General features: G+C 37.3%; 11 protein-coding genes. 7 read left to right on the top strand and 4 right to left on the bottom strand.

Annotated features, from left to right (window positions below; genetic code table 11):
* The first annotated feature begins 223 nt into the window (after window positions 1-223).
* The 4 genes from IV514_RS08500 (at window position 224) to IV514_RS08485 (ending at window position 2692) form a co-directional block, all read left to right on the top strand.
* Window positions 224-703: a GNAT family N-acetyltransferase gene (locus IV514_RS08500; protein ID WP_206484516.1), complete on the top strand. Its 480-nt coding sequence runs from the start codon at window positions 224-226 to the stop codon at window positions 701-703.
* Window positions 704-787: 84 nt separating this feature from the next.
* Complete coding sequence (locus IV514_RS08495) at window positions 788-1027, top strand: hypothetical protein (RefSeq protein WP_206484515.1); 240 nt, start codon at window positions 788-790, stop codon at window positions 1025-1027.
* Between the two features lie 80 nt (window positions 1028-1107).
* Window positions 1108-1533, top strand: a complete 426-nt coding sequence (locus IV514_RS08490) for a DUF3010 family protein (protein ID WP_206484512.1) — start codon at window positions 1108-1110, stop codon at window positions 1531-1533.
* Window positions 1534-1702: 169 nt separating this feature from the next.
* Window positions 1703-2692 (top strand): aldose epimerase family protein, encoded by a 990-nt coding sequence (locus IV514_RS08485; RefSeq protein ID WP_206484511.1) that lies wholly within the window; start codon window positions 1703-1705, stop codon window positions 2690-2692.
* Window positions 2693-2718: 26 nt separating this feature from the next.
* Here IV514_RS08485 and IV514_RS08480 read toward each other — a convergent pair whose 3' ends face one another.
* Both IV514_RS08480 and IV514_RS08475 read right to left on the bottom strand, forming a co-directional pair.
* Window positions 2719-6708: a PAS domain S-box protein gene (locus tag IV514_RS08480; protein WP_206484509.1), complete on the bottom strand. Its 3990-nt coding sequence runs from the start codon at window positions 6706-6708 to the stop codon at window positions 2719-2721.
* Window positions 6709-6734: 26 nt separating this feature from the next.
* Window positions 6735-7898, bottom strand: a complete 1164-nt coding sequence (locus IV514_RS08475) for an EAL domain-containing response regulator (RefSeq protein WP_206484507.1) — start codon at window positions 7896-7898, stop codon at window positions 6735-6737.
* Window positions 7899-8300: 402 nt separating this feature from the next.
* Here IV514_RS08475 and IV514_RS08470 point away from each other — a divergent pair, with 402 nt between their 5' ends.
* Complete coding sequence (locus tag IV514_RS08470) at window positions 8301-9173, top strand: NAD(P)-dependent oxidoreductase (RefSeq protein ID WP_206484506.1); 873 nt, start codon at window positions 8301-8303, stop codon at window positions 9171-9173.
* Between the two features lie 170 nt (window positions 9174-9343).
* On the opposite strand, the gene sbcB is transcribed toward IV514_RS08470, so the two are convergent.
* Window positions 9344-10801, bottom strand: coding sequence for an exodeoxyribonuclease I (gene sbcB, locus IV514_RS08465; RefSeq protein WP_241242256.1), 1458 nt, complete (start codon window positions 10799-10801; stop codon window positions 9344-9346).
* A gap of 159 nt (window positions 10802-10960) precedes the next feature.
* On the opposite strand from sbcB, the gene IV514_RS08460 reads away from it, so the two are divergent.
* A complete protein-coding gene (locus IV514_RS08460; protein WP_206484505.1) occupies window positions 10961-11707 on the top strand; it encodes a transporter substrate-binding domain-containing protein in 747 nt (248 codons plus the stop codon).
* Here the strand turns inward: IV514_RS08460 and IV514_RS08455 are convergent, their stop codons facing one another.
* On the bottom strand, window positions 11708-12175 hold the full coding sequence (locus IV514_RS08455) for an Lrp/AsnC family transcriptional regulator (protein WP_206484504.1): 468 nt from the start codon (window positions 12173-12175) through the stop codon (window positions 11708-11710). It lies immediately after the preceding gene.
* A 280-nt stretch (window positions 12176-12455) separates the two neighbouring features.
* Here IV514_RS08455 and nhaA point away from each other — a divergent pair, with 280 nt between their 5' ends.
* Entirely contained in the window at window positions 12456-13631 is a 1176-nt protein-coding gene (gene nhaA / locus IV514_RS08450) for a Na+/H+ antiporter NhaA (protein ID WP_206484503.1), read from the top strand.
* Window positions 13632-13637 lie beyond the last annotated feature (6 nt).

Raw genomic sequence — 13637 nt, 5'->3', positions numbered from 1 at the left:
AGTAGGGTGTAGTTTTCAAGCGCACGACTTTTCCTTATTATCATGAATGTTATCGGGGACACTATAAATGACTCTTGTCTGTGTATATAGCTACAATATTTTGAAAATACTACCTATACAGTTGGTCATTATGTCATTTTAGTCATAGTGTATTGGCTATTAGTCACTATGAGTTGTCAATAATTCCCTTTATTTTTAATGAATTTATACTACGAGGCACTGAATGTCTGAAATAACTATTCGAACAGCGACGATCGATGACGCTGAAACCATATTGTACTTTATTCGTGAATTAGCTATTTATGAAAAAGCTGAACACGAAGTTTTAGCAAATGTTGAAACCATTAAATCGAGCATGTTTGAAGCTCATAGTGGTGTACATGGCCTTATCTGTGAACTGGACGGTGAAGCAATAGGCTTTTCAGTGTATTTTTACAATTATTCAACATGGTTAGCAAAGCCAGGTTTGTATTTAGAAGATCTTTATGTATCGCCACAGTATCGAGGTCGGGGAGCAGGCGTAGCATTGTTAAAGCGCTTAGCTAGTATTGCCGTTGAGCGGGGCTGTGGTCGTTTTGAATGGAGTTGTTTAGATTGGAATACACCATCGCGTGAGTTTTATGAAGCGTTGGGGGCAGAACCTCAATCTGAATGGATTGGTTATCGAATGTCTGGTCAAACATTGATTGATTTTGCTCAATAAGCGCCAATATTCTTTGTTTGCTTGCGGGTAAATTAGTGTTTTTTGCTTATAATTATTATGTCTTGAGACAAAGTGAGAGCGTCAATGGCAACAAAGAAAGATTTTGAAATCCTTTCTCAAAAGGATCTGGATGACTTATTGCGCATTAATGAGTTTATCGAACAAAAAGATGAAAACTCGTTAGTGAGTGAATTGAAGCGGGCTATATTAGATTCCGGTAAACTGGAATTAGTACAATGGGAGTCACTAAGAAACCATATCAGAGAAATTGAAGAATTGATCCCGCATATTGACTTGATTATTAAATTGAAAAAAGAAAAATAATCTCTCCGTTTCGAACAAAATAAAGCCAGCAAAGTTTACCATAGTGCTTTATAATGGCGGTGTTTATAAAGAGGGTAGCTATGAAAGTTTGTGGTGTAGAATTAAAAGGGAATGATGCAATAATTTGTGTCATGTCGAAAGCGGATGGCTTGTACGATATTCCTCATATGAGAGTTCCTAAAATTAGTATTGCTGATGCCGGTGATGCAGAGCAAGTGAAAAAGTTTCAGTTTACATTTGCTAAATTATTAACTGATTATCACATTGATTCTGTTGTGATAAAGGGACGGGCATTAAAAGGAAAGTTTGCCGGTGGTCCGGTGGGCTTCAAATTAGAAGCTGCAATTCAATTGATTGATGATATAACGGTTGAAATTGTTTCGGGGACTTATGTTAAGTCAGCTTTGGCTAAGTCACAAGTTGACATTGATTTCCGTGATACGGGCTTAAAGAAATTTCAAGAAACAGCATTTCAAACGGTATTTGCCTATCTCGAAAATCATTAATTGTTTTTACGTCTTCAAAAATAGCATTGCCCGATACGGCAATGCTTTTTTTATCTGTCGAATCAGATCTACAAGATAAGCATCCTAGATAAGTAATAAAAGTATTTGATTTTACATACGAACGGTGCAATATGAATGCTATTGTTTGAATGGATTAATTGGATCATAGATGACTGAGTTGCGTTCTTTTTTGTTATCGAATCAACAGGGGGATGAGGTATGTATTACCAATTATGGTGCACGTATTGTTCAATGGCATACTTTAGTTGAGGATGAAGAACGAAATATTGTTTTAGGCTATTCTAAACTTGCCGACTACCTTGACGATGCTGCTCATTTAGGCGCAATAGTTGGACCATATGCTAATCGAATTGGTCACTCTCATGTGAATATCAATGATCAGCAAATGCAATTAGCGTCTAATGAAGGGCTAAATCACTTACATGGTGGTCCAAATGCTTTGAGTCACGTGTTGTGGCAGCTTGAAGCACAAGAGGCACAATTCATTTCATTTTCTTACCGCTGTGAGGATGGCTTTAATGGTTACCCTGGGCCTATCCATTTTAAAGTGGACTATCAGTTAACTGAAGAAAGTGAGCTTAAAATTACCTTGTCAGCTACTGCTGAGCAAGCCACGATTGTTGGACCAACTAGTCACGCGTATTTTAATTTAGCAGGGGTTGAGCATAATGCTAATGAACACCTTTTGCATATTAACGCGCAATATTATACCGATTTAGATGATAAAATGATCCCTACAGGAGATATTTTACCTGTTGCTGGATCTCGTTATGATTTTACTAAACCACGCATATTAAAGCATGACGATGAACGTGATCAGATAGACTTAAATTTTGTTATCAATCAACGGGATGATTGGCAAGCGGTATTAATAAGCCCGGATAAAAAACTTCAATTACACGTTCAAAGTAGCTATCCTGGTTTGCAAATATATACAGGGGATCATTTATCCGGTAAATTTTCGCCTAGGCAAGGAATATGTCTCGAACCTCAGTATTTTCCTGATAGCCCAAATCAGCGAGAATTTCCCTTCCAGTTAACAACCCCTGAGCAACCATTTCGCCAAGAAATTGTTTATCAGTTAGTCAAAATACTCCAGACTGCTGGCGATAAAAATAAGCATGCAGAGGACGGATAATCAATAGTTTTAACAAGTGAGGAGAATTAGTGAGTCAGTTTATGAGATATACTCTTTCTTTTTTCCATAATGCATTGCGTGATGCGTTGAATTAATTCACTCGTTTCATAGGGTTTTTTGATCACTTTGTCGGTAATAAATTGATTTACTGAGGGCGAGTTTTGCTCGTAATAACCGCTGATAAACAATATTGCTGTGTCTGGGTATTGTTTTTCGACTATCTTAGCTAACTCAACCCCGCCCATATTTGGCATGATGACATCGCATAATAAGGCATCTACTTTATGCTGTTCTAAGACGATGAGTGCTTGCTCCCCGCTGTCGGCAGTATAGACTTGATAGCCAGCATTGCTTAAGACTGTGTACGATAATTCAACTAATGATGGCTCATCGTCAACAACCAACACCGACGCGTTTTGCACAATATCTGTCGGTGAGTGAGTTTTGCTGGTTTTTGAAGATAATTTCCTTTTATCTGCAGGTAAGAATAATGAAATTTCTGTCCCATGGTTGAGTTGAGATTGAATATCGATAAAACCGTTTGAACGCTCGACAAAACCATAGACTTGACTTAACCCTAGGCCAGTTCCTGTGTTGCCTTTGGTGGTAAAAAAGGGCTCAAGTGCCTTTTGTTGTACCTGTTCATCCATGCCTTTGCCATTATCTTTGATGGTCAGTTTAATATACTGTCCAGCCACTAATTCACGCAGTTGAGCTTGTTGTTTAGTGAATGATTCTATTGTGGTATCTATGGTGATTTCACCATGATCTTCAATGGCATGCATTGCATTAATGGTCAAATTTAAAATACAATCTTGCAGCTCTGATTTATCAATGTTCGTTAATGGTAAATTATCATCTAAATCAAGAGTTAACGTGATGCGGGGCGTTAATGTCTTCTGTAACATATCATATTCATCACAGAGTAGCTGATTGATATCAACTAATTCTTTATCTTCGGTATTTTTCTGGGCAAAAGAGAGCAGTTTTTTCGTCAGTTTTGCCCCACGAGAGCTGGCATTTAGTATATGTTGTACATATTTTGCGTCTTTACTTTCGGCTTGGGCGTGATGAGTTAATAATTCCGCATAACCGTTTATGATGCCAAGTAGGTTGTTAAAATCATGAGCAATTCCACCGGTTAAACTACCGAGAGCGTCCATTTTGTGTGATTGTTTGAGGGATTCTTGTTGGATTTTAAACTCTGTTAAATCATGGCATGTTGCTAGAATGCGCTTTTGCCCTGAATTATCATTTGGCATAGCGGTTAACGATAAGTTTAATTGGAATTGCTCACCATCTTTTCTACGTCCCCATATTTCTCTGTTTACCGGTAAATGCTGCTTGGGCAGTGATGTTAATAAAATGGCTAAGTATTTGTCATAGTACTTTTTGAATTTTCCTGTCAGTAATATGTCGGCACGTTTACCAACTAATTCATTCATTTTATAGCCAAAGAGTATTTGTACTGCACGATTAGTGGAAAGCACTTTGCCTTGTTGATCGATAATAAAAATAGCATCGGTTAATGCATTAAAAATTTCATTTTGTTCATGTTCTTTTAAATAAAGCGCGCTTAATGCATTATGCTCTGCGGTAACATCATTGATCATAGACGCAACGCCAGTTACCTCTCCGTCGCTGTTTAATAGTGGTGTGTTGTGCCATTCACATAAAATTTCTTTTCCTTCTTTTGTCAGGTTTTTACTCAGGCTGTGATAGCCACCTTTGTTGGCAATTAATTCTTTGGTTAATTCGACCACGTGAGCAATTTCACTTCTGGGTAATAGCATTTTTAATGCGGCTTTACCTTCGAAGTCTTCCATACTAAAACCAAAGATTTTCTTGGCTGCCTTATTCCATTTAACAATGTTAAAACTAGTATCCCATTCAATGACGCCTAGTGGTGTATTGGTGATATGAAAATCGAGCTTTTCTAGCGCAGTTTTCAATGCCTCTTGTGATTCCTGATGACGAAGTTCATTGGCAATGCGTGCAGCAAATACATCTAATACCTCGATAAAGTAATTATCCTCATCAAGTGGTCTATCATCTAAAACAGAAAGAAACCCTATGATGTGACCGTCTGAATCTTTTATATTTACCCCTAAATAGCTCACTATATTATGTGAAGATATCCACTCGTCTTGTGGAAAAAGTACTTGAACATCATTGGGGTAATTACCTAGATGGTTATCGATAAGTTTTTCGCTAGGCGTGTTGGCTATTTCATAAGTAAAGTTAGCAATAGGTTTTTTGTCGTTAATCACTGCCACAGTGGTTGCTGTCATTGGCGTGCTATCGTTCAGTTGGCTGAGCATGACGTATTTAGCGTTATAAACACGAGAAATTTCGATTAGAAAATTTTTAAAAAAATTCTCTGTTGATAAGCTAGCAATACCTACCACCATGTTTTGAATGGCTTTAAATGCTTGAGATTCTTTGGTGATATCACGAACCTGCACCAGTACATTATTGACTTCTTGCTGATGATTTACATAGGGTTGATAAGATATTTCCAGATCTTTTAGGGTCCCTTTATTGGAATAGGCAACTATATTTTGTTTGATTAATTGGCCAAAAATAGCTTTCTCGATGTTTTTTTTCATTGCATCTTGATCAAAAACTCCCTTTAGACTGGTAAAAATGTCAGTGAAATTTTGTTTGATCAGTTCAGATTTTGGTTTATCTAAAAATCGTGATGCTTGCTTATTCACTGAGATCACAATGCCCTCAGCTGAAATGAGAAATAACATTTGGTAGGCTTGTTCAAAGACGCGTTTAAACTTGTTTTCTGCCTGAATCGCTTTATCGTGGCTTTGTTGTTTTTGCTGCTGCAATTGTTGAATATAATCAACAATTGCCGTGCTAAGCAAAGTAATTAAGATGATGTTACCGAAGCGAGTTAGTTCAATTGATATGTAAAGATCACTATGGAGTAGATTAAAAAGTAGTGACATTTGGAAAAATTGTGCAGTGGCTAAACCACATAAACCAATAAACACGAGTCGCGCGTGGTATTGTTTTGCTCGCCAAGCATAACCGCTATAACAGGCTCCTATGAATGGCAGTAGGAATACGGCTATCACATACATTTGATAGGGCAATAGTATGCTAGTGCTATAGGCTAAGATATTTACGATGACAAAATAAGGTATTACGGTATAGCGAATCATACTCTTGTACTTTTTCTTGAGCTTATTCAAAAGTAAGTATTCGATATAGAAATAGAGGCTGATATAAGCGATAGAGCCACTGGTTAATAAAATTAAAGTGGAATTAGTCGCTGCGCTTTCTGGAATTAAATAAACTAAGTAGTTATCGTATGCACTGTAGAGAATTAAAGAACATAAAATATAAATAGTTAAAAACAGTTGGCTTTTAAACTTTAAGATAGAATAAAAAATTAAGTTGATAATAAGTAATACTATGGTTATTCCTAGCACGATGCCTGAAGGTAAGTCAGCCGCATAGTTAGATTGTATTAATGCAGATTCAGAACTGAGCGATAAGTTGATGATCAGTGGTGTAAAAGAGCGTACTTTAACATAGTAAGTTCGTTGTTCATTGGTAGGAATGATCACTGGAAAAATAATGCGATGACTTGGGTAGACCCTTTGATCTAATGAACGACGGGTTCCAGATAAGAAGTGATTGACTAACCGATTATTTTCTACTTCATATAAGTCGATAATTTCAAGCGCATTATATTCATTTCGTAATAACCAATAATTAATTTCTGTTGTGTTCTTGATTGTGAATTTTAACCAAATGGTTGATTGGGTAAAACCAAAGTTCACGTTTTCAGACTGAATCGGTTTGAAATTATTGTTAAATATAGGGGAAGTGATTTGTTCAAATGTAAGTTGAGCACTCGGATCTTCCAGTATTGATACCTTTTGGGTGAGTTGGTAGGTATTGTGCCCTGATTCGATAACCGTTGTTTGCTTAGACAGGCTTGGTAAGCTTAAGAAGAGTAGTAGGATTAAGCCGTAGATTTTTTTGCTTATTGACATAGAAAGTAATCTCGTAATTTTCAATGTCAAAACCACGCTAATAGCTGGTCAAAGCACATGGGTTTAGCAATATAGTAACCTTGAGCATAGTCACACTCTAGCCGCTGTAGTTCAGCTAATATTTCTTTGTTTTCTACCCCTTCAGCAAGTGTTTTCATTTTTAACATTTTACCTAACATAATGCAGATATTAACAATGGCTTTTGCTTCTTTATCAACTAACATTTTAGAGGTGAAAGTACGGTCAATTTTAAGCTCATTAAATGGTGCCTGATATAATTGTTGTAAAGATGAGTACCCTGTGCCGAAGTCATCGATAGAAAGATGAAAGTCTTTCATCCTTAAGCGGTTTAACACATCAAGGGAAGATGTTAGCTCTCCCATGACCGCACTTTCAGTGAGTTCTAAAGTAATATCTTTACTATGAAGGTTATTAGTGTCTGCGATGCTTTTTAATAGCTCAGGAAATTTTAATGAGATAATATTTTCAGAGGTCACATTGACAGATATCTTGAGTGTCGGATGCTGCGCATGTAATTGCTTTAAGCTATTGCATGCAAGGGTTAAGACAATAGAGGTTAATTGATCAATTAAGTGATGTTCCTCTATTAAACTAATAAATTTGTCTGGGTAGACCAAACCTAATAAGGGATGTTGCCAGCGCACAAGGGCTTCAATACTTGTGACCTTGTTTGAGGCAATACTTATTTGAGGTTGATAATGTAAAACAAACTCGTTGTTGTCTAAAGCATGTTGTAATTCTTTTTTTGTAAAGGTAATGCTATGACCGTGAATAAACTCTTTCTTGGTGTAATTAACTTTTATATCATTTAATAAATTAATAAAACGGCTGATTTCAAAGGGTTTTGTTAATGTTGCGATGACAGGCATATTATGTGCTTCAGCCAGCTGTTGCGCAGAATGTAATACTTTATTATCAAAGCCACTGATCAGAATTAGTGGGCAATAACATTTACGTTTCGCTAAGGCTCTGATCACTTCAATACCATCGACTTCCGGTAAAATGAGATCGAGAATCAAAATGGTCTTTTCACTAATATCTTGCGTGAGAAAATCAATAGGATCACTTGATGCTTCAACCTGCCAGCCTTCTTCTCTGGCAATTGTTGCTAATAACTCCGCAAATTCTGGCTCATCATCCAAGATGACAACGTTATAATCGTCCAACATGAAATAAACTTTTAATGTTCCGTCAAGCAGCTTTAATCTAAATATAGAACATAATATTCAAAATAAAATTTTTGTTAGAAATTGTGCCTTTTTATTAATAGATTAACTGAGAATAAATGCACAAAAGCGATCAAATCATCGGAAAAATTAGGAGGAATCACTCCTATAAATGTCACTATCAGTGATAAAGTCATTAAAACCGTACAAAAGTGCAATATTTGGCTATTGTGTTGTTGAACTATAGGGTGATGAGCCATGTGCAAGAGTTACTTCGTCTGCTGTTAGTTTTTGGATAATATCTTAAGTTATATGATTTTATTCTGGTCATTTATTGCAAGAAGATATCGCCAAGTGAAGGTGATTTTTATACACTTACAACAGGTTGAAATGATAGGAAATACAATGAAAAAAGTTGCTTTTATAGGCCTTGGCGTGATGGGCTACCCAATGGCAGGGCATTTACAAAAAGCAGGGTATGAGGTTTGTGTATATAACCGCACAACTGCTAAAGCACAGCAATGGGTTGATGAGTTTGGTGGTCGACTGGCAGTAACGCCTCAACTTGCCGCTAAAGAATGTGAAATGGTGTTTTGTTGTGTTGGTAACGACGATGATGTTAGGCAGGTAGTGTTAGGAGATGATGGTGTATTATCTGGCTTAGCTCCAGAAAGCATATTGATTGACCATACCACAGCATCCGCAGAACTTGCTCAGGAACTAGCACAGAAAACAAAAGCACAACAGGTTGATTTTATCGATGCGCCTGTTTCGGGCGGACAGGCTGGTGCTGAAAATGGCGTACTTACCATTATGTGTGGTGGTGAACAAACGGTATTTGATAAAGTCGTTCCTGTGATGGATGCCTACGCTCGTTTCAGCCAACTAATGGGAAAAGTTGGTTCTGGACAATTAGCAAAAATGGTTAATCAAATTTGTTTTGTAAATACCGTACAAGGTTTAGCTGAAGGACTTAATTTTGCACAAAGGGCAGGGTTAGATACAGATAAATTACTTGCGACGATTTCAAAAGGTGCTGCAGGTTCATGGCAAATGGATAATCGTGGTAAAACCATGTGTGCAAGAGAGTTTGATTTTGGTTTTGCTGTAGATTGGGTACGAAAAGATTTGGCTATGGCATTTGCTGAGGCAGACAAGTTAGGTGCAGATCTCACTATCACCAAGCAACTTGATAATTATTATCAAGAGGTTCAGAACATGGGAGGGAATCGCTGGGATACCTCTAGTTTAATTGCACGATTTAACAAGCCTGAATAGTTTATTGGCTAGCGATGATGGTTAAACAAAAGCGACATAATAATTAAAGAATTCATGATAAAGGTAACGGATATTTAGTTATTGAACTCGTCTTTATTTGTTAAGTTATACTTGGCCAAACACGAACAGAATAGTCAAAGGCACTATAAGGTGCCTTTTACTTTATTTGATCATTGGTTACTGCCCTGCAAGTACTGGTATAGCGCTTTTAAAATCGACATTTTATGTGGATCACTTTCATGCTCATGTACCAAATTTTCTATTTTGAGCATGTACTCATCAGCGGATAATATGCCTTTGCCGCCATATTGTAATTTGCTTTGACAATAACTTTGCCATTTTTGTTGTTCTTCAGCTGAGAGCGTTAAAGGGTAATTGCGGGCGCGATAGCGAAATAACAATGTTGGTAAGCGTTCATCTTGAAAATTAAATGGATGATCGCCAAGTTTTTCGGGCGCTAATTGATGTAATATTTCCATTTGCGCTTTATCACTGTGCGAGAAAAAGTTACCGCCGTATAAGGCCTGCTCAGCCTCAGGCTGCTCATCTTGATAATCTTCATTAGTGAACACATCAGTGAGTTTTTCTCTAATTTCTGCATGCTGTTTTAATTGTGCTAAATGTTGTAGGCAGAGCTCTCTAGGGATAGCTAATCGTTCAGCGTTTTCAGGTAATAAGGTTTTCGCTGGTGCAACTACTGGACATTTATTAATGTGAATAAGTTTTACCGGAATAGGTAATTCATCATCGGCTAACTCATCATAGCGAGTATACAAACGAGTTTTGATCTCATCGCTGGTAAGATCAAATAATGGCGTTGGATCGCGTGCTAGATCAACAGCAATAACCGCATTCTTATTTACTGGATGATAAGCAACAGGAGCGAACCAGCTGGTGCATCCGTGTATTGAAGGTACTTTACTTGAAGTATGCACGATTGGTGTCATGTTATAGACATCAATTAATTCACTGACCTGCTTTTTATTACGTAAATTAAAAATATAGTGATAGAGTTTTGGCTGCTTTTCTTTGATAAGTTTTGCCATGGCAATGGTGGCGTAAACATCACTCATTGCGTCATGCGCTGCTTCGTGGCTGATGCCATTGGCCTTAGTCAGTAATTCCAAGCGAAAACTGACGACTTCTTCACCTGTTTGTTCATTGGTGACTGTTGGCCAATGTATTCCTTCTGGGCGCAGTGCGTAACAGGCCCGCACCATATCAATAATATCCCAGCGACTATTGCCATTTTGCCACTCTCTGGCATAAGGATCATAAAAATTACGATAGAGCAGGTAACGGGTGACCTCATCATCAAAGCGGATATTGTTATATCCGGCAACACAAGTGTTTGGTTCGGAAAATAATTGATGAATACGTGCAGTAAATTCAGCTTCTGTCAGTCCTTGTTGCTGGGCTTTTTGCGGCGTGATACCCGTGACAAGAGCAGCTTCTGGCTGAGGCAAGTAATCTTGGGGAGGCTGACAATAAAACATTTCAGGTTCACCAATAATATTAAGCTCATGATCGGTACGTATACCTGCAAATTGCGAGGGTTTGTCGTACTTAGGACTAACGCCCCAGGTTTCATAATCGTGCCAGAGGATGGTTGCTTTGCTATTGACCAACTTAATACCTAAATTACTTAATATTCTGTTTGGGCTATGGTATCAGATTACATACTATAACCAAGATAAAATACTGAAATTAAGGGTTTATTAGATCATTAGTAAACTAATTGATAAGGGGCTATACTGACGTTAAATGATTGAGATAACGAGTATAATTTGAATAAATTAAGCTTTATATTCATATTTTTCTTAGTATATACCTTCCAAGTCATTGCAAATGATACATTATTGTTTGTTGTCAATGATCGGGGGGCAGCACCGTATATTTATCATAATAAAACTGATTGGGGCTATTCCGGCTTGATACCTGACGTACTAAAGGAGTTAACCGATACAGGGAAGCTCAGTATTAGGTATGTATCTAACAGTCGTCAGCGAGCTGAAGAGAGCTTATATGAACATAAAGTCGATATGATGATGCTCAGTGAAGCTTGGTTAAAACATCCCGAAAAGGTAATAGTCTCGGAACCCATTCATATGCATCGCAGTTTTTTATATGGTACAACTCCTTTTCCAGAAAATTTTTCGTTGATTGATAATCAAAACAGCGAGTTTGTCTGTACGCGTAAGGGGTATGTATACCCTTATTTACAAGAGTTTCTTGAGAGTAAACGATTGATTCGCGTTGATTCTAATTCGCAAGTTTCAATGATGCGAATGCTGTATAAGCAACGCTGTGATTACCTAGTGATGAATGAATTTAATGCTATTCAAATCATGAATCTCCCTGAATTTAAAAATAAGAAGTTATATCACACCTCAAAGCCCACAAGCTCAGTCCCTTTAAATATTGTTTTACAGAAAGAGCTGTATTCGGTTAAAAAAATGATAGATCGCCATATTCGAAAACTAAAAGCTAACGGGGAGATAACGCGTCTGCTTCATCACCATGTGAGCCAATGATCATTCATCAAAGTTAGGTAATACCCCACTGCGACTATGTTCAAATACTAAAGATGTTTCTACAGTGGTGACTTCGTCTCTTGATGTAATGGCATTAAATACAAACTGACGTAAGTGTTCACTATCTCTTACAGCCATATGAATAAAATAGTCATAGCTGCCACCCATATGATATAAACTGACAATTTCTGGCAGTTTTAATAGATCATCTCTTAGTTGATTAACAATTTCTTCAGAATAGGGTTGCAAACGGATGGCTGCGATAGCTTCAATGTTACCGCCAATATTTTTAAAGTTAATATCAACAAATGCCCCTTTAATGATGCCGTTTGTTTTCATGCGTTTTACGCGCTCTAAACAGGTTGAGGGAGCAATGCCAATTTGGCCAGCGAGTTCTTTGTTGGTAATGTCGGCATTTTTATATAAGATGGTTAAAATACGTAAATCAATGTCATCTAGCTTTTTCATGGTGGAGTTATAAAATTTATCAACAGTCTTTTTCAGCCATACTACACTTACTATTAACAGAAATACTAGTGTTTATCGTAATCGAATAAAATTTTTTTCGAAATTATTTCTATTTTCCGAATTTACTACATAATTAGTCGAGAGTTGAAACAAAATCAAAGATATTATCTCTTTCGATCAACTCGATGAAAAATACCTCTACACTTTTTAGTGTCAGATCTTTGTTATTTAGTTCGCTTTGACATAATATGTCTTTTTTTGATTGAGGAAATGTTCATCTATGCCAATAAAAACGATTCAAGACTTTTTAAAACTAGAGGCTGCTAGCGGTATCATCTTAATGCTTGCGGCAATCGTCGCTTTAATTGTTGCTAATTCCCCGTTATCACCTTACTACGATTTGTTACTTAATGTACCAGTGATGGTAGCAATTGGCAGTTTTGAAATAGCCAAACCTTTATTATTGTGGATTAATGATGGTTTAATGGCACTGTTTTTCTTTTTAGTTGGCTTAGAGTTAAAAAGAGAGTTTTTAGAAGGCGATTTATCGAAGCCTGGGCAGATCACTTTACCTGCTATTGGCGCCGTAGGTGGTATGTTAGTGCCAGCCTTATGTTTTGTCGCATTTAACTATCAAGATCCTGAAGCATTAAATGGTTGGGCTATTCCTACGGCAACTGATATCGCATTTGCTTTAGGCATTTTAGCTCTCCTTGGTTCGAAAGTGCCGTTACAACTGAAAGTATTTTTAACGTCATTGGCCATCTTTGATGACTTAGGTGCCATTATTGTCATCGCCATGTTTTATACCGATCAATTATCTATGGTGTCATTACTCTTTTCATTAGTGATGATCAGTTTGCTGTTTATTTTAAACAGGAGAGGGGTTGTTGATACCGCTCCTTATATTTTTATCGGGATTGCACTTTGGGTGGCCGTGTTAAAGTCTGGGGTACATGCCACCTTAGCTGGCGTAGTGTTGGCCTTGTTTATTCCTATGAAAGGGAAAGCTGGCGAACCTTCACCGTTAAAATCATTAGAGCATAATTTACACTCTCTAGTGGCGTTTATTATTTTACCTATTTTTGCTTTTGCCAATGCCGGTATTAGTTTTAGTGGTATTGGCATGGAGCAGGTGTTATCACCTGTACCGTTTGGGATCATTGTTGGTTTAGTTATCGGTAAACAGCTAGGAGTATTTGGTTTTTGCTTTATTGCGATAAAACTTGGTTTTGCAAAACTGCCGGAACAAGTGAATTGGTCATTATTGTATGGCGTTGCTGCTTTGTGTGGTGTTGGCTTTACCATGAGCTTGTTTATCGGAACGCTGGCGTTTGAGCAAAGTAGTGCATCGCCGTTGTTTCAAGACCGGTTAGGTATTGTCATTGGCTCGTTGATTTCTGGTATTTTAGGCTATTTATTTATTAGGCAAGCATTGAAAAAAATACCCGATTAAAAGCCT

Source organism: Thalassotalea sp. G2M2-11, from assembly GCF_017168195.1.
Classification (GTDB): domain Bacteria; phylum Pseudomonadota; class Gammaproteobacteria; order Enterobacterales; family Alteromonadaceae; genus Thalassotalea_E.
This window is presented reverse-complemented; position numbering and strand designations above follow the sequence as displayed.